The sequence below is a fragment of the Streptomyces sp. NPDC030021 genome, from assembly GCF_055574035.1.
In genome coordinates this window covers 35,259-52,961 of the sequence record NZ_JBVIAH010000018.1, presented here as the reverse complement: position 1 = coordinate 52,961, position 17,703 = coordinate 35,259, and the positions used below count along the sequence as shown (strand labels likewise).

Annotated in this window: 7 protein-coding genes; all 7 read right to left on the bottom strand. The window is 75.1% G+C overall.

The window, feature by feature from the left end:
- Nucleotides 1-15: 15 nt before the first annotated feature.
- The 7 genes from ACZ4YL_RS30125 to ACZ4YL_RS30095 all read right to left on the bottom strand — a co-directional run bounded on the left by ACZ4YL_RS30125 (nt 16) and on the right by ACZ4YL_RS30095 (nt 17,602).
- Nucleotides 16-3,228, bottom strand: coding sequence for a non-ribosomal peptide synthetase (locus ACZ4YL_RS30125; RefSeq protein WP_468120926.1), 3,213 nt, complete (start codon nt 3,226-3,228; stop codon nt 16-18).
- On the bottom strand, nt 3,225-5,060 hold the full coding sequence (locus tag ACZ4YL_RS30120; RefSeq protein ID WP_468120924.1) for a condensation domain-containing protein: 1,836 nt from the start codon (nt 5,058-5,060) through the stop codon (nt 3,225-3,227). The genes ACZ4YL_RS30125 and ACZ4YL_RS30120 overlap by 4 nt, the downstream gene beginning before the upstream one ends.
- Entirely contained in the window at nt 5,053-5,277 is a 225-nt protein-coding gene (locus ACZ4YL_RS30115; protein ID WP_382542299.1) for an MbtH family protein, read from the bottom strand. Before ACZ4YL_RS30115 ends, ACZ4YL_RS30120 begins: the two co-directional genes overlap by 8 nt.
- Nucleotides 5,278-5,352: 75 nt before the next feature.
- Nucleotides 5,353-7,620 (bottom strand): pyridoxal-phosphate dependent enzyme, encoded by a 2,268-nt coding sequence (locus tag ACZ4YL_RS30110; protein ID WP_468120922.1) that lies wholly within the window; start codon nt 7,618-7,620, stop codon nt 5,353-5,355.
- Between the two features lie 2 nt (nt 7,621-7,622).
- Complete coding sequence (locus tag ACZ4YL_RS30105; protein WP_468120920.1) at nt 7,623-8,603, bottom strand: GHMP family kinase ATP-binding protein; 981 nt, start codon at nt 8,601-8,603, stop codon at nt 7,623-7,625.
- Nucleotides 8,569-10,146 carry a lyase family protein gene (locus ACZ4YL_RS30100; protein ID WP_468120918.1) on the bottom strand — a complete coding sequence of 526 codons (1,578 nt, stop codon included), beginning with the start codon at nt 10,144-10,146 and terminating at the stop codon, nt 8,569-8,571. The genes ACZ4YL_RS30105 and ACZ4YL_RS30100 overlap by 35 nt, the downstream gene beginning before the upstream one ends.
- Before the next feature lie 136 nt (nt 10,147-10,282).
- Entirely contained in the window at nt 10,283-17,602 is a 7,320-nt protein-coding gene (locus tag ACZ4YL_RS30095; RefSeq protein ID WP_468120917.1) for an amino acid adenylation domain-containing protein, read from the bottom strand.
- Nucleotides 17,603-17,703 lie beyond the last annotated feature (101 nt).

Sequence of the window (17,703 nt, the reverse complement as noted above, 5' to 3'; positions counted from 1 at the left end):
ATGTTCCTTCTGTGGTCAGGCGGTCTGGGTGCGGCGGGCCCGGCGGACGATCGGCGGGTCCTGCGCGGCGGCGCCGGCGGCCGTGGCGGCGGGCAGGGCCGCGGCCAGTTCGGCGACGGTGGGGCCGGTGAAGAACTGGCGGATGCCGACGGCGGCTCCGAACCGCGCCGTGACCTCGGCGAGCAGCTGGGTGGCGAGCAGGGAGTGGCCGCCGAGGTCGAAGAAGCTGTCGTGGACCCCGATCCGGGGCAGGCCCAGCACCTGCTCCCAGATCGCGCACAGGGCGCGCTCGTCGTCGGTGCGCGGCTCCTGGTGGGCTCCTGCGGTGCCGGCCGTCGCCGGGCCCGGTGCGGGCAGGGCGGTCAGGTCGGTCTTGCCGTTGGCCGTCACGGGGAAGGCGTCGAGCAGGGTGAGGGTGGCGGGCACCATGTAGTCGGGCAGCCGGGCGCGCAGGTGCTCGCGCAGTTCCCGCGGGTCGGGTGCGGGGGTTCCCTCGGCGGGGACCGCGTAGCCCGCGAGCGCGGGTCCGGCGGCCGTGTCCACGACGGTGACGGCGGCCTGGCCCACTGCCGGGTGAGCGGCCAGGGCGTGCTCGATCTCGCCGGGTTCGATGCGCAGTCCGCGGATCTTGACCTGCCGGTCGGCGCGGCCGAGGTACTCGACCTGGCCGTCGGTGTTCCAGCGGGCCAGGTCTCCGGTGCGGTACATGCGGGCGCCCGGAGGGCCGTACGGGCAGGCGACGAAGCGTTCGGCCGTCAGCGCCGCCCGGCCGAGGTAGCCCTGGGCGAGTCCGGCGCCCGCGATGTAGAGCTCGCCGATGACGCCGGGCGCCACGAGGCCGAGCCGCTCGTCGAGGACGTGGAGCTGCGTACCGTCGAGCGGGCGGCCGATCGGGACCTGCCCGTCGGGGGCCTCCTGGCCCGGTCCGACGGCGAAGGTCGCGGCGAAGGTGGTGGTCTCGGTGGGGCCGTAGGCGTTGGTGACGGTGGTGCGGGGGCAGGCCTCGCGGACCCGGCGGACCATGGACGGCGAGGCTGCCTCGCCACCGGTCATCACCTCGTGCAGCGTGCCGAGTGCGGGCAGGCAGCGGTCGGCGAGGACGTTGAAGAGGGTGGCGGTGAGGAAGGTTCCGGTGACCTTCTCCTCGGTCATCAGCCGGGCCAGCGCGTCGACGTCGAGCTCTCCGGGCGGCGCGACGACGACCAGGCCGCCGTTCAGGAGCGGCACCCACAGTTCGTAGGTGGAGGCGTCGAAGGCGTGCGGGGAGCGGAACAGGACCCGCTCGTGCGCGCCGCCGCGCCAGCGCCCGTCGGTGGCGAGGGCGACGACCTCGCGATGGGAGACCGCCACGCCCTTGGGCGTGCCGGTGGAGCCGGAGGTGTACATCAGGTAGGCGAGCGCGTCGGGATGACCGGCGGGCCCGGCCGTCACGGCGTCCGCGGGCGGGTCGACGGCGTCGGCGTCGGCGTCGGGGCGCAGGACGTGGCGCGGACCCGCCGGTACGGGCTCGCCGTCCGGGACGTCGGTGACGAGGACGGCTGCCCCGGCCGCGGTGATCACGGCCTCGGTCCGGGCGCGCGGGGCCCGCGCGTCCAGCGGCAGGTACGCGGCGCCGGCCTTGAGGATGCCGAGGCAGGCGGCGACGAGGCCGGCCGAGCGGTCCATCAGTACGGCGACGGCCTCGCCCGGGCGGACGCCGAGGGCACGCAGCCGCTCGGCGATCCGGTCGGCCCGGGCGTCGAGTTCGGCGTACGTGGTCTCCCGGCCGGCGCAGAGCACGGCGGCGCGGCCGGGGTGAGCGGCGGCCCGCTCCTCGAAGGCCTGGTGGACGGTGCGGGCGGCGGCGGCGGGCGCGCCCTGCCAGTGCTCCAGGAGGTCGGCGCGCTCCCCGGGGAGCAGGACGTCGAGCGCGGAGACCGGGATCCCGGGTTCGCGCACGACGGCGCCGATGAGGTGGACGAGCCGGTCCAGCAGGCGCCGGGCCGTCGTCCCGTCGAAGAGGTCGCTCGCGTACTCCAGGCCGAGGGCCAGGCCCCGGGGTTCTCCGGTGGCCGGGTCGTGGAGCTCCTCGACCTCCAGGGTGAGGTCGAACTTGGCGGTGTCGGTGCGTACCGCCTCCACCTCGGCCCGCAGACCCGCGAAGGCGGGGGTGAGCGGCTCGCCGCGCTGGGCGGAGACGGCGACCTGGAAGAGCGGGTGACGGGCGGGCGAACGGGCCGGGTTGAGGCGTTCGACGAGCGATTCGAAGGGCAGTTCCTGGTGGGCGTACGTCTCCAGGGCGGCGGACCGCACCCGGCCCAGCACCTCCGTGAAGGTGGGGTCGCCCGAGGTGTTGGCGCGCACGATCAGGGTGTTGACGAAGAGGCCCACGAGGTCGGTGAGGGCTTCGTCGTCGCGGCCGTCGACGGGGCAGCCGAGCGGCAGGTCGGTGCCGGCGCCGAGCCGGGTGAGCAGGACCGCGAAGGCGGCCTGCACGGCCATGAACGGCGTGGCGCGGCCGTCCCGGGCCAGCGCGGCGAGCCCCGCGTGGACGGCGGCGCCGGTCCGCGCCTCCACCAGCGCGCCCCGGTGGCCGGCCACGGCCGGGCGCGGCCGGTCGGCGGGCAGGGCCAGTTCCTCGGGCAGGCCGTCCAGGACGGCGGCCCAGTGGGTGAGCAGCCGGGCGTGCAGGGAGGCGGGGTCCTGGGCCGGGCCGAGGAGTTCGCGCTGCCACAGGGCGTAGTCCGGGTACTGGACGGGCAGTTCGGGCCACTCGGGCGGCCGGCCGGAGCACCGGGCGGTGTAGGCGGCGGCCAGGTCGCGGACGAGGACGTTCACGGAGTGGCCGTCGCCCGCGATGTGGTGCAGGACCAGGAGCAGGTAGTGGTCCTCGTCCCCGTCGGTGAACAGGTCGGCGCGCAGCGGCGGTTCGGTGCCGAGGTCGAAGGGCCGGGACGACGCCTCCTCGGCCCGCCGGGCGCGTTCGGCGGGCGGGCCGGCGGTGACGGTGAGCACCGGGGCGGCTTCCGCGGGGTCCAGGACCCGCTGGTGGGGGCGGCCCGCCGCGTCGGGGAAGACGGTGCGCAGGGCCTCGTGGCGGGTGCTGACGTCCGTAAGGGCGGCGCGCAGGGCGGCCTGGTCGAGGGCGCCGCTCAGCCGCAGCCCGACGGGGATGTGGTAGAGCGCGCCGTCGGCGCCGTCCCGGGCGTGGAACCACAATCGCTGCTGGGCGTGGGACAGAGGGATCACAGCAGGGCTCCGAGCTGGGATTCGAAGGTGTCGAGGTCGGCCTGGCTGACCTGGGCGAGGGACACGTCGGAGGGGGTGAGCCCGCCGGCGTCCGGGCGGGCGGCGTGGGTGACGACGGCGCGCAGCATGGTGAACCACTCCTGCGCGAGGTCGTGGACCCACCGCCCCGGGAAGACGTTGCCCGCCCAGGTCCAGGTGGCGCTGAGGGTGAGGCCGTCCGGGCCCTCGTGGGCGGCCGCGTTGACCTCCACGGCGTGGGCCATCGGAAGGCCGTCGTCGGCGTCGTCGAGGGCGAAGGCGTGGCCGGGCGCGGCGTCCCAGGGGGCGTCGCCGCCCATCGGGAACCGGCCGAGGTAGTTGAAGCCGATCTGGGGTATGCCGCGCGCTGCGAGGTCCGGCCCGGTACGGGAGTTGAGGTGGCGCAGCAGCCCGAAGCCGATGCCCTTGTCCGGTACCGCGCGCAACTCCTCCTTGACCAGGCGCAGGGCGGCTCCGACCGCGGGTCCGCCGGCGCGGGCCTCGTCGAGGTCGGGGCGGCCGAGGGCGAGGCGGACGGGGAAGACGGTGGTGAACCAGCCGACGGTGCGGGACAGGTCCGTGCCGTCTGCGACGTCCTCGCGGCCGTGTCCCTCGACGTCGACGAGGACGGCGCCCTCCTCGTCCGCCTCGTCCGCCCCGTCAGCCCCGTCCTCGCCGCCGGCGCTCCGCCGGCCGAGCACGGCGAGCGCCAGGGCGGTCAGCAGGACGTCGTTGACGGTGCCGTTGACGAGACCGGGCGCGGTGGTGAGCAGGGGGCCCGTCACGTCCGGCCCGAGGGTCAGGGTGAAGGTGTTGTCCGGGCTCTCGGGATCGAGGCCGCCGGGTGCGCGGACCCCGGCGAGCGCCTGCGGGGCCTCGCGCAGGGCGGCGGCCCAGCGGTCGGCCTCGGCGGTCCGGCGGCCGGAGGTGGCCTCCGCGCGCAGCAGGTCGGCCCAGTGCGCGAAGGGGGTGTGCGCCGGTTCCAGGACGGGCTCGCGGCCCTCGGTGAGGGCCGTCCAGCAGGCCCGCAGGTCGTCCTGGATGATCCGCCACGAGACGCCGTCGACCACGAGGTGGTGGACGACGAGCGCGAGGCGTCCCTGCTGTCCGGCTCCCCGGTCGAGGAGTACGGCACGCAGCATGTGGCCCTCGCGGGGCGAGAGCAGCCGCCGGGCCGCGCGCATCCGCTCCCGGGTCAGGGCGGGCAGTTCCCCGTCGCCCCTCCCGCGGGCGTCCACGTGCTCCAGCAGCTCCGCCGCGGCGACGGAGCCCGCGGGCGGTACGAGCGGCTCGGCGCCGGAGGCCCCGATCCCGTCGGGCAGCCGCAGGCGGAGCATCTCGTGGGTGTCGAGGAGGGCCTGGACGGTGCGTTCGGCGTCGGCCGCCCCGAAGCCCGGCGGGGTGCGCAGGACGAGCGACTGGTTGTACGTGTCGACGGGGCCGCCGAGTTCGGCGAGCCAGCCCATGATGGGGGTGGGTACCAGCGGGCCCAGGCGGCGCGGCGGCACGACCGGGCCGACGCTTTCCCCCGCCCGGCCGTGGGCGCGGGCGGTGGCGGCGAGCGCGCTCACGTTCTCGGCGCGGAGCACGTCGCGGGTGCTGACGACGAGGCCGGCCGCGCGGGCGCGGCTGACGACCTGGATGGCCTGGATGCTGTCCCCGCCCAGCCCGGTGAAGCTGTGTCCCGCGTCGACCTCGGCGCGGCCGAGGACCTCGGCGAAGAGCGTGCACAGGGTCCGTACGGGGTCGGCGCCGGTGTCGGCGCCGGTGCGGGTGTCCGCCGGCTGCCCGGCGCGGTGGACGGGCTCAGCCACGGGGCGCGTTCCCGGCGAGGGCGGCCACCAGGGAGGCGGGGCGCATGTCGGTCCAGACCCGCTCGACGTGGTCCAGGCAGGCCTGGCGGCCGTCGGGGCCGTGCACCACGGTCCAGCCGGCCGGGACGGGGTTGGCGGCGGGCCACAGGGAGTGCTGGAGCTCGTCGTTGCGGACCACGACGTAGGCGGCGTTGTCGTTCTCGAAGGGGTTGCTCATGGCGGTTCACCTTTCGGATCGCGGTGCGGCCGTACGGGGCGTACGGCGCGCCTTCGGGCTGTAAGTGACGGACAGTCAGGAATGGTGTGCGGGCTCGACGTCGAGGCGGAGCAGGGCGCGCGCCGCGTCGAGGGCGGCGTGCACGCCCTCCGGCTCCGGGTGGCGGGCGATCACGTGCCCGAGGCGGTCGGAGGCACTGCGGGGCCTGCGTACGGGTGTGCCGGGGGCGGCGGTGACCAGCACCGACTCGACTCCCTCGACGGCGGCGGCCTCCTGGGTGCCGTGGGCGGCCGTGAGGGTGCCGTCGGCGTCGGCGAGAAGGAACTGGATCCCGGCGTGGCCGGCCTCCTCGGCCTTGAGGTGCGGGGGCAGGCCGAGGGCGGCACGGAGCTGCTCCCCGAGGAGGTCCACCCCGGTGGCGAGCCGGATCAGTTCGGGGATCATGCCGCCGGCCGGGCGCGGGTTGATCTCGATGAGGGCGGGCCCGTCGGCGGTCAGTTTGACCTCGGTGTGGGTGGCTCCCAGGCGGATCCCGGCCGCGTCCAGGGCCGCCGTCACCGCCTCGGTGATCCGCTGGGTGGTGGCGGCGGGCAGCGGGGCGGGGAAGAGGTGGCGGTGCTCGACGAAGTGGGGGGTGGCGGTCACGGACTTGGCGGTGATGCCGACGCACACGGCCCGACCGTCTCCGCTGAACATCTCGACGCTGTACTCCGGCGCGTCCAGGTACTCCTCGACGAGGACCGTGCGGGCGGTGGGCATGCCCCGTACGTTGGTGTCGATGGCGAGGATCCGCTCGATCTGGGCGCGGACCTCCGCCTCGTCGGCACAGAGCAGGACGTTGGTGGAGCCCGAGTCGTCGGCCGGCTTGACCACGCAGGGCAGTCCGGTGCGGGCGACGGCGGCCGCTGCCCCGGCCGGCTCGCGGACCAGGGCGTACCGGGGCTGGCGGACGCCCGCGGCGTGCAGCCTCTCGCGCAGGGCGGACTTGTCGCGGCAGACGGCCACCGCCTCGGGCGGGTTGCCGGGCAGGCCGAGCCAGCGGGCGATCCGGGCGGCGGCCGGTACGTAGAAGTCGCTGGTGGTGGTGACGCCGGCGATCTCCTCGCGGCGGAAGCGCTCCTGTACGGCGGCGCGCAGGGCGGCGTCGGAGTTGGTGTCGCAGCGCACCACCTCGGCGCCGGTGTCCGCGAGTCCCCGGTAGCGGTCGGGGTCGCCGGTCAGCAGCACGGGTACGGTGCCCAGTTCGCGCGCCCGGTCCAGGGCCAGCATGCCGGTGCCGGTGGTGTTGGACTCCACGAACAGCAGGTGCCGCTGGATCCCGGCGGGCGGGCTGTAGGCGAGGGTGGACCAGGTGCGGGCGGTGCCGTCGGGGCCGAGGTCGGCCGGTGCGGTGGCGGTGGGCACCTCGCGCAGCCGGTGGTCGTCCCAGTGCTCGTCGCTGTAGACGGTGTCGGCGTAGCGGTCGCCGCGGTCGGGCAGGATGCCGACGATCCTGGTGCCGGGCTCGGCGCGGTCGGCGAGGCCGGTGAGGACCCGGTAGACGGAGCCCGAGGTGTTGCCGCCGAAGATCTGCTGCTCGCGGGCGAGGTCCCAGGTCGCGGCGAAGGCCTCGTGGTCGTTGAGCCAGTGCACCTCGTCGACGAGGGTGCGGTCCAGGTTCTTGGGCAACAGGCTGTTGCCCAGCCCGCTCTGCAGCCGCTGCGGCACGTCGGGCTGGCCGAAGAGGGCGCTGCCCACGCAGTCGACGCCGACGACGTGCAGGGCGGGGAGGCTCTCGCGCAGCGCCCGGGCGGTGCCGCACAGGGAGCCGCCGCTGCCGACGGCTCCGACGAGGGTGTCGAACTGCCCCAGATCCTGCAGGAGTTCACCGGCGAGGGTGCGGTAGGCGCCGGGGTTGTCGGGGTTGGTGTACTGCTGCGGCCAGAAGGCGCCCGGCAGTTCGTCGAGCAGTTCCGCGAGGCGCTCCAGGCGGGCGCTCTGCCAGCCGTGGCTGGTCATGGCCTCGACCACGTGGACCCGGCAGCCCAGGGCGCGGAGTTTGGCGAGGGTGACGGGGTCGATGCGCGGGTCGGTGACGATGTGCACCTCGTGGCCCAGGGAGCGGCCGACGAGGGCGACGCCGAGGGCCATGGTCCCCGAGGAGCTCTCGATGACGGGGGCGCCCGGCTTCAGGGTGCCCAGTCGCCGGGCCTCCAGCAGGATGTTGCGGGCGACGCGGTCCTTCATCGCGAAGAGGTTCTGCAGTTCCAGCTTGGCGTAGACCTCCACGCCGCGGGCCTCGCCCAGGCGCAGCCGGACCAGCGGAGTGGCGCCGATCGCGTCCGTCACGGTGTCGAACAGCATGCTCAGATCTCCAGCTCGGTGGGGTGGGCGGGCGCGGCCTTCGGACTCCAGCTGTCGCCGTCGCCGAGGGAGCGGTGTACGGACACCTCTCCGCCGAGGGCGGCGCAGCCGGCCCGGATGTGCGCGGTCTTGCCGGCGAGGGCCGGGTCGTTCGCCTCCAGGAGGACGCCGAGCATGGTGCCGCTGTGGGCGAGCACCAGGCCCAGCCCGTCGACCTCGCGGCACAGGGCGTGCAGTTCGGCGAATCCGGCACGCCGGCGGCGGTGGGCGTTCATCTCGGCGCTGCGGGTGGCGACGGCGCCGACCTCCTGGAGGTCGCCGCGGGCCACGGCGTCGGTGAGCCGGTCCAGCAGGAGCGCGTACTCCTCCCGGTCGGCGGCGTCGATGGCCCGGGCGCCCCGGTTGTGCGCGACGGTGTCCACCTGCCCGCCCTCGTCGTGGGCGACGACGGTGAGCGGGGGGAGCACGCCGAGGCGGCGGCCGAGGCGCACCTCACGATGGTGGAAGGCGACGATCTCGTCGTACATGACCCCGTCGGCCGGTTCGATGCCGCGCAGGAAGTCCTCCGTCTCGGCCGGGGTGAACTCGCGCCCGTGGGCGGCTCCGACGGCCCGTACGGTGGCGACGAGGTCGGCGGAGGAGCTGGCGAGGCCCTTGCCCTCGGGCAGGTCTCCGGCCACCTCCAGGAGGCCGCCGTCCGCCGTGCCGAGGGCGGTCAGGACGGCCTCGGCGACCCGGCGGGACTTGGCCTTGTGGGCCGGCCGCACCTGGACGTCGCGCCGGCCGGGCCGGGGGTGGAACACGGCGGTGGCCCAGCGGGCGAGGGGGAAGGTGACCAGGAAGTCCCCCTGCGGGTGGGGCAGGGCGCCCTGGAGCAGTTCGCCGAAGGTGCCGAAGGCGCTGCCGGAGCCGGAGCCGAGGACGGAGGCGGACGATCCTCCGGCGGTGTCAGTGCGCGTGCTGTACACGGGTGCGGGTGCCATCGCCGTCCTCCTCGTGGATCTCGTCGCCGGTCACGCCGGTCACGCCGTACAGGGCGCGGTCGCCCTCCTCGGCGCCCGCGCGGACCGCGGCGGCGCGCAGCTCCCAGTCGGCGCCGAGCCGTTCGTACGTCTCCTGCTGGGTGCGCAGTACCGCGCGCACGGCGTCGGGGCGGGCCGAACCGGCGGACACCATGCGCTCCAGGCCCCGGTCGACGTCGAAGGCCTCGGCGAGGAGCCGGGCGGGGTCGGCGAGGGTGATGCCGTGCCCGGCGGCCGCCTCGGCCAGCAGGGCGGGTTCGCCCGGGGCGGGGGCGGCGCCCGCCGCCGCGGCGAGCACGACGTACTTGCCGGCGACGACCTGGGCGGTGCGCCAGGGCACCCCTTCGGTGAGGCAGAGGGAGTTGGCGAGGCTGAAGCCTCCGAGGAACTCGCGCTGGCACACCTGGCGCATGCGGTCGGCGCGGAAGGTCAGCCTGCGCAGTACCTCGGTGAGGAGGCGGACGGTGCCGTGGGCCGAGTCGAAGGCGTTCAGCAGGTGGGTGCCGGCCTCCTTGGACACCTCGACGAGGTTGCAGAAGGGGGTGTTGCGCTGGCCCAGGAGCACGTCGAAGTGGAAGGCGGTGAGGTGGGCGGTGCGCCCGCGGATGCGTTCCAGGACGGGGTAGTTCTTCTTCTGCGGCATGGCGGAGGAGATGCCGGACAGCTCGTCGGGCAGTTCGATGAAGCCGTACTCGCTGCCGCCCCAGGTGAGCAGGTCGGTGGTGAAGCGGCTCAGGGCGGTGCCCAGCAGGCTGAGCTCCGCGGTCAGTTCGGCGCTCCAGCGGCGGGAGGCCACGGCGGTCAGGGCGTGGGGCTGCGGCCGGGAGAAGCCGAGCAGCCGAGCCATCCGGTCGCGGTCCCAGGGCAGTTCCTGTCCGGCCATGGCGCCGGCGCCCAGCGGGCAGGCGTCGATGCCGTCGTAGGCGTTCAGCAGCCGGGCGTGGGTGTGCAGCAGGTGCTCGGAGAGCGCGGCGAGGTGGAAGCCGGGGGTGATGATCTGGGCGGCCTGGAAGTGGGTGTACCCCGGCATGGGCAGGTCGCAGGTCTCCTGCGCCAGCCGGTGGACGACGGCGGCGAGTTCGAGGAGCGCGCCGGCGAAGCGGGTGAGCTGGTCGCGGCCGTACATCACCTGGGCGCAGGCTTGGAGGTCGTTGCGGCTGCGGTCGGCGTGCCAGCGCACGACCGGGGCGGGCAGGCCCGCCTCGACGTGCCGTTCGAGGGCGAAGGCGATGTCCGACATGTTGGCGCCGGGCTGCGCGCTGAGGGTGCCGGGCCCGACGGAGTCCAGCAGGGCGGCGATCCGGTGGGCCTCCTCGGCGGTGATCAGGTCCATGCGGACGTACTCGGCGGCCAGGGTCTTCTCGATGGCGACGTAGTGGCGCAGCAGATGGCGGGACTCGAATGCGAACTGCGGGGCGAGCACTTCGTCGTGGAGGAGTTCGGCGGGTCCGCCGCGGATACGGCCGCTCAGCTCGGGGGCGGGCCCCGGGGTGTCACTCGTCACGTGGTGTGTTCCGTTCCTGTTCTGGTGCGGGGCGCAGGGCGCGAGGCGCGAGGCGCAGGGCGCGTCGGCGCATGCCTCGGCGACGCGCGGCGCGGGAAGGGGGTACGGGTACCCCGGGCGGGGCCGGGGTACCCGTTCAGCGGTGGTCGGCCGCGGCGAGGGCGGTGCGCAGGAGGGCGGCGGCCCGGGTGCTGTGCGGCGGCCGCATCAGCCCGTAGTGGTCGGTGGCGGCGTCGTGGCGGGTGAGGCCGGCCCCGGCCCGCCCTGCCCATCGGTCGGCGGCTTGCTCCCGGGCCCCGGTCTCGCTCTGGAGGAACAGGACCGGGCAGGGGGCGGCCGGGGGCTCGTACGCGGCGGCGGCGCGGACCCCGGTACGGAACACCGCGTAGTGCCGGGCGAGGTCCTGCGGGTCCAGCCCGGGGGCGAAGCCCTCGCGTTCCACCTGCTCGGCGAGGACGGCGAGCCGGGCCGTGGTGTCGGTGACGCTCCGCAGGGCGCTGCGCAGGGCGGAGTTGCCCTCGTCGGACGGGTCGAAGCCGGCGGAGCGGGCCAGGTCTTCGTGGAACCACTCCAGCAGCTCGCTCTCGTCCTCCGGGACGTGACCGGGCTCCGGGTAGCCGGTGTCCAGCAGTGCGAGGGTCGCCACCTCCTCGCCTGCGGCCCGCAGTTGGACCGCCATCTCGTAGGCGAGGAGCCCGCCGAAGGACCAGCCGGCCAGGTGGTAGGGGCCGGTGGGACGGATCCGGCGCAGGGCCTCCAGGTGGGTGGCGGCCAGCTCCTCGACCGTGGCTCCGGGCGCCGCCGCGGGGTCGGTCAGACCGGGTGCCGTCAGTCCGAACACCGGCTGGTCGAGGCCCAGTTCGGCGGCCAGGGTGCGGTAGCAGAAGACGTTCCCGCCGATCGGGTGGACGAGGAAGAGCGGGTCGAGCGTGCCCTCGGGGCGCAGGCGCACCACCGGGTCCGGGGCCGCCTCGGCGTGGCGGCCGCGCAGCAGCGCGGCCTGCCGGGCGACGGTCGGGTGCTCCAGGACGGCCGAGACGCCGAGGCGTTCGCCGAAGGCCTGGTTGATCCGGCCGATCAGGCGCAGGGCGTCGATGGAGTGCCCGCCGGACTCGAAGAAGTCGTCGTGGACGCCGACCGGGCCGGCGGCCAGCAGCCGCTCCCAGATCCCGGCGAGGCGGGATTCGAGGGCGTCGCGGGGCGGGGTCGGCTCGGCGCCGCCGCGCAGGTCGGCGGGGTCCGGGTCGGGCAGGGCGGCGCGGTCCAGTTTGCCGTTGGCGGTCAGCGGGAGGGCGTCCAGACGCACCCAGGCGGAGGGGACCATGTACTCGGGGAGCCGCTCCCGGGCGTGGGCGGCCAGTTCGCCCGGGTCGGGCGCGGGCGCGGGGGTGCCGGTCGTGCCGGTCGTGCCGGGGACGAAGTAGCCGACGAGGCGTTCGCCGCGGGGCAGGACCGCGCAGTCGCGCACGCCGGGGTGCTCGGCCAGGACCGCTTCGATCTCTCCCGGCTCGACACGGAAGCCGCGGATCTTGAGCTGGTGGTCGGTGCGGCCCGCGTACTCCAGGGCTCCGTCGGGGCGGTGCCGGGCCAGGTCGCCGGTCCGGTAGAGCCGGCGGGTGGCGCCGTCGGGGCCGGTGTGCTCGATGAACCGCTCGGCCGTCAGTTCGGGCCGTCCGTGGTAGCCGTCGGCGAGGCCGACGCCTTCGAGGAAGAGTTCCCCGGTGACGCCGAGGGGGACCTCGGCGAGGCGGCGGTCCAGGACGTGGGTGCGCATGTTGGCGATGGGCCGGCCGATGGGCACGGTGTCGCCGCCGTCCGGACGGCACTGCCAGTACGTGACGTCGACGGCCGCCTCGGTGGGCCCGTAGAGGTTGTGCAGTTCGACGCCGGGCAGCCGCTCGAAGAACCTGCGCTGGACCTCGTACGGCAGGGCCTCACCGCTGCACACCACCCGGGTCAGGCCGCCCGAACGGGCCACTGCCGAGGGGTCGTCGAGGAACACGCTGAGCATCGACGGGACGAAGTGCACCGTGCTGATGGCCTCGTCGTGGATCAGGCCGGCGAGGTGGTCGGGGTCGCGCTGGCCGCCGGGGCGGGCCAGGACCAGGGTGGCGCCGGTCAGCAGGGGCCAGAACAGCTCCCACACGGAGACGTCGAAGGTGTACGGAGTCTTGTGCAGCACCCGCTCCCCCGGGGTCAGTCCGTACTCGTCCTGCATCCACAGCAGCCGGTTGGCGATGGCGCGGTGGGAGACCACGACTCCCTTGGGCTTGCCGGTGGAGCCCGAGGTGAAGATCATGTACGCCGGGTCGGACGGCCCGGGCGCCCGGGCAGGACGCGCGGTGCCGGTCGCGGCCTCGTCCGGCCGGACGAGGGTGACCCCGCAGCCGTCCAGCCGCTCCGCCCACGCGCCCTCGGTGACCACCAGGCCGATGCCGGACTCGGCGAGCAGCGACCGCACGCGCGGCGCCGGGTGCTCCGGGTCCAGCGGGACGTACGCGGCGCCCGACTTCAGGACGGCGAGCAGGACGACGGGCAGGGTCAGCGAACGTTCCAGCAGCAGGCCGACGAAGGTGCCGGGGCCCGCGCCCCGTTCCCGCAGGGCGGCGCACAGCCGCTCGGCCTCGGTGTCGAGGGCGCGGTAGGTCAGTTCGGCGCCCTCGAAGCGCACGGCGGGGGCGTCCGGGGTCCGGTCGCGCTGAGCATCGATCAGCCGGGTCAGGACGTGCGGCTGCGGGTAGTCGACGGCGGTCCGGTTCCACGCGGCGTAGCGGCGGTGTTCGGCCGCCGGCAGCAGGTCGGCGGCCGTGCAGTCACGGTCCGGGGCTGCGGCCAGGTCGCGCAGCGCGGCCGTGTAGGAGGCGTGCGCGCTCTCCATCTGCTCCTCGGAGAACTGGGCGGCGTCGAAGCGCAGGCCGAGTTCCAGCAGGGAGCCGTCGGGGCTGCGGGAGAACTCCGCGCCGAAGGCGAAGTCGGTGCCGGCCTCTCCGGTCTCCTCCAGCACGGTGAACGCGCCGTCGGCGGACCCGTCCCGCTCCACGTGGAAGTGGGTGTAGTTGAAGAACGTCTCGAAGAGCGGGCCGCCGCCGGACAGGCGCTGGATCTCGGCGAGCGGGAAGCGGCGGTACGCGTACAGGTCCGCCTCCACGGCGGCGACGTGCGCGACGAGGCCGCGCCAGCTGAGCCCGGTGACGGCGACGCTCAGCGGCAGGGTGTTCAGGAAGACGCCGACGACCTTGTCGCCGTCGGTCTCCTCGGCCCGGCCGTTGTGGACCACTCCGGTGGTGACCGCGTCGCCGCCGCCCAGCAGGGCCATGGCCCTCAGGTGGGCGGCGAGCAGTACGGTGCGCAGCGGTACGCCGCACTCGGCGGCCAGGGCGGTCAGCCGGTCGTGCAGCCCCTCCGGGAGCGGCGCGAGGTACCAGGACATCCTGGCGGGTCCGCCGGTCGCCGCCGGGCGGGGCAGCCGGGTCGCGGGGGCGCCGGCGGCCTTTCCGGTCCAGAAGGCGCGCTGCTTCGCGTCGGCCAGCGCGGCCCGTTCCAGAGCGACGAAGGAGGCGAACCGGGAGCGGGGGCCCGCGTCCGGGGAGGGGCCCTCCGCGGGGGTCCGGGCGGCGAGCGCCTCGGTGTAGCAGGAGGCCAGTTCGGTGAGGAGCGAACGTTCGCTCCAGCCGTCGAGGACGGCGTGGTGCTCGGCGACGAACAGCTGGAGCCGGGTGTCGGAGAGCCGCTGAACGTGGAAGCGGATCAGCGGGGGCCGGTCCCAGGCGAACGGCCTTTCGCGCTCGGCGGCGTAGCGGGCGGCGACGGCGGTCCGCTGTGCCTCGGGGTCAAGCCCGTACAGGTCCTCGAAGGTGATCTCCGGGCGGGCGCCGCGGTGGACGAGCTGGAGGGGCTCGCCGAAGCCGTGCGGGTCGAAGGAGGTGCGCAGCATCTCGTGCCGGGCCGCGAGGACCTCGACGGTGGTCCGCCAGGCGTCCTCGGAGAAGGGCGCCTCGACCAGGTAGGAGGCCACGTTGTGGTAGACGCGGCCGCCGGCCGACGGCAGGTCGCTGTGGTAGAGCATGCCGGCCTGGAGCCGGGTCATCGGGTAGGCGTCCTCCAGCCCCTCGGGCAGGGCGGCGCGGTCCTCGGGGGTGAGCAGGGCGAACGGCTCGTACGGGGCCTCGGCGCCGGCCGCCGCCTCCCGACGGGTCACGACGGGGGCCAGCGCGCGGGCCGTCTGACGGCGCATGAGGTCGGCGACGGTGAGGTCGAGGCCGCGTTCCCGGACCCGGGCGAGCACCTGGAGGGAGCGGATGGAGTCCCCGCCGAGGGCGAACCAGTTGTCCAGGGCGCCGACCCGCTCGTGCCCGAGGACCTGGGCGAAGACCTCGGTGAGCACGGTCTCGACCGGCCCGCGGGGCGCCTCGTAGGCGGCCGTGGGAGTCCGGGGCACCGAGCCGGGGGCGGGCAGGCGGCGCCGGTCGGTCTTGCCGTTGGCGGTCAGCGGAAAGGCGGGCAGGGTGACGAACGCGCCGGGGATCATGTAGCCGGGCAGCCGCCGCGCGAGGTGGGTGCGCAGCTCCTCCACGGTGGGGCCCGCCCCGTCCTCGGCCCCGGTCACGGCCAGGTAGCCGACGAGGACGTCGCTCCCCGCGGGATCCGGTGCCACGAGTGCGACGGCGGCGTCGACGAGGGGGTGGGCGGCCAGTGCCGCCTCGACCTCGCCAAGTTCTATCCGGAAGCCGCGCAGTTTGACCTGGTGGTCGATGCGGCCGAGGTACTCCAGGTCCCCGTCGGGCAGGGCGCGCGCCAGGTCGCCGGTGCGGTACAGCCGCTCGCCGGCCGCGAGCCCGGCGGGCCCGTCCGCGCCGCGGTCGGCGAGAGCGGCGAGGCCGGTGGGGAAGCGCTCGGCGGTGAGCTCGGGCCGGCGCAGGTAGCCGCGGGCCAGGCCCGCCCCGGCGACGTAGAGCTCGCCGACGGCCCCGCGCGGGACGGTCCGGCCGCGCGCGTCGAGCAGGTGCAGGCGCAGGTCGGGGATGGGCACGCCGATGACGCTGCCGCGGCCGTCCTCGGCGTCGCGGGCGGTCAGCGGCCGGTAGGTAACGTGCACGGTCGTCTCGGTGATGCCGTACATGTTGACCAGGCGGGGCGCGGTGTCGCCGTGCCGGGCGAACCATCCGGCGAGGGCGGCGACGTCGAGGGCCTCCCCTCCGAAGACGACGTGGCGCAGGCTCAGCCCGGACCCGGCCGGACCGGCCGTGCGGTGGTGTTCCTCGTCGGCGCGGGCCAGCTGGTAGAAGGCCGAGGGGGTCTGGTTGAGGACGGTGACCCGTTCGGCGCGCAGCAGCCGGTGGAACTCCTCGGGCGAGCGGCTGGTCCCGTACGGCACCACGACGAGGCGGCCGCCGTGGGCGAGGGCGCCCCAGAGCTCCCAGACGGAGAAGTCGAAGGCGATGGAGTGGAAGAGGGTCCACACGTCCTCGGGGCCGAAGCCGAACCAGTGGTCGGTGGCGGAGAACAGCCGGGTGACGTTGGCGTGGGGCACGAGGGTGCCCTTGGGGAGCCCGGTGGAGCCGGAGGTGTAGATGACGTAGGCCAGGTGGTCCGGGGTGACGCCGGTGTCGGGGGCGGTGTCCGGTTCGGCGGCCAGGAGCGCGGCGTCGGCCTGCAGGTCGACGGTGTGCAGGCCGGGGGCGTCCCACAGGGCCCGGGTGCCGGTGGTGCCGACGACGTGCTCCAGGCGGGCGTCCTGGACGATGTGGCGCAGGCGCTCGGGCGGGTTGTCGGGGTCGAGCGGCAGGTAGGCGCCGCCGGCCTTGAGGATGCCGAGCAGGCCGACGACGAGGTCGGCGGAGCGGGGCAGGCACAGTCCGACGAGTGTGTCGGGTCCCACGCCGAGGGCGCGCAGCCGGTGCGCGAGCCGGTTGGCCCGGGTGTCGAGCTCGCGGTAGGTGAGGGACGTGCCCTCGTGGACGAGGGCGACGGCCTCGGGGGTGCGGGCGGCGTGTCCGGCGAAGATCTCGTGGACGCAAGCCGGCCCGCCCGGAGCGTGCGGGAGGGCGGCACGGGGCGGGAGCGGCGAGCCGATGCCGCTGCGTTCGCCGGCCGACAGCATCGGCAGCCCGCTGAGCGGCAGTTCGGGGTTCGCGGTGGCGGCGTCCAGGAGACGTGCGAAGTGGCGGCCGAACTGCTCGACGGTGGCGGCATCGAACAGGTCGGCCCGGTACTCCAGCCGGCAGCTCAGCGCGCCGCCGGTGCGTACGACGTCGAAGGTCAGGTCGAACTTGGCGGTTCCGGCCGGTCCTTCGAGCATCCTGGCCCGCGGGCCGGGCAGGGCGTCGGTCATGCCGTCCTCGTCGTGCAGGCCGAACATGACCCGGAAGAGGGACGCGTCCTCGCCGGTGCGTCCGGGGGCGATCCGGTCGACGACGCGTTCGAAGGGCAGGTCCTGGTGGTCCTGGGCGTCGAGCACGGTGTCCCGTACGCGCTCCAGGTGGACCCGGAAGGCGGGGTCGTCGGACAGGTCCGCGCGGATCACCAGCGTGTTGACGAACAGGCCGACGGTGTCCTGGAACTCCTTGCGGTTCCGGCCCGCCACCGGCGTTCCGACCAGCACGTCGTCGGTGCCCGTGTAGCGGCCCAGCACGATCTGGAAGGCCGCCAGCATCAGTGTGTAGGGGGTGCTGCGGGTGTCACGGCACAGGCGCTGCATCCGGGCGAGCACCGGGGCGGGCACCTCGAAGGAGTGCAGCCCGGCCGCGCCGCGGGCCGCACCGGCCCCGGGCCGGCCGTCCCGGGGCAGGGGTGCGTCGGGCAGTTCGCCGCCCAACTGCTTCTCCCAGTAGGCGAGCTGGCGCTGGGCGGCGGCTCCGTGGAGCCATTCCTCCTGCCAGTCGGAGAAGTCGGCGTACTGGTACTCGGGGGCTTCCGGGGCAGCCTGCTGCGGACCGTCAGGACCGTCGGTACCGCCGCCGCACCGGGCGTACGCGGCGAGGAGCTCGCGGGCGAGGATGCCGACGGACCAGCCGTCGGCGACGATGTGGTGCATGGCGAGCGCGAGGACCGCGCCCTCGGGGGTGTGCAGCAGCGCCGCCCGGAAGAGCGGTCCGGACTCCAGGTCGAAGGGCCGGTGGTGTTCGGCGGCCATCCACTCCTCGGCGTCCTGCGCTCCGCGCGCCGCGGCGGAGGACCAGGCGAGCGCGGCCTCGGTGTCGATGTGCTGCCACAGCTCGCCGTCCCGCAGGACGAACCGGGTGCGCAGCGCCTCGTGCCGGTCGATCAGGCCCTGGGCGCACGTGCGGAGCGCGGCCTCGTCCACCGGTCCTTCGAGACCGTAGAAGACGGGCATGTGGTAGGTCGGCCTGCCCTCCTCCATCTGCTGGAGGAAGTACATCCGCTGCTGCGCTCCCGACGCGCGGAACGCGCTGAACGACGGCTCCGCAGGGCGTTCGATCGGATCGTGACTGGCCAAGACAACTCCCTCGGCGCCGCACCGGTGCCGGTACGCGGCGCATGCTCCGCTTGCTTGCCCGTCCAGCCTAGGAAGGGCATCGATTCGGGTGAAGTCGCCTG

Coding starts and splice junctions, on each gene's coding strand:
- ACZ4YL_RS30115 (WP_382542299.1), bottom strand. CDS start 5,277: ATGAGCAACCCCTTCGAGAACGACAACGCCGCCTACGTCGTGGTCCGC.
- ACZ4YL_RS30110 (WP_468120922.1), bottom strand. CDS start 7,620: ATGCTGTTCGACACCGTGACGGACGCGATCGGCGCCACTCCGCTGGTC.
- ACZ4YL_RS30105 (WP_468120920.1), bottom strand. CDS start 8,603: ATGGCACCCGCACCCGTGTACAGCACGCGCACTGACACCGCCGGAGGA.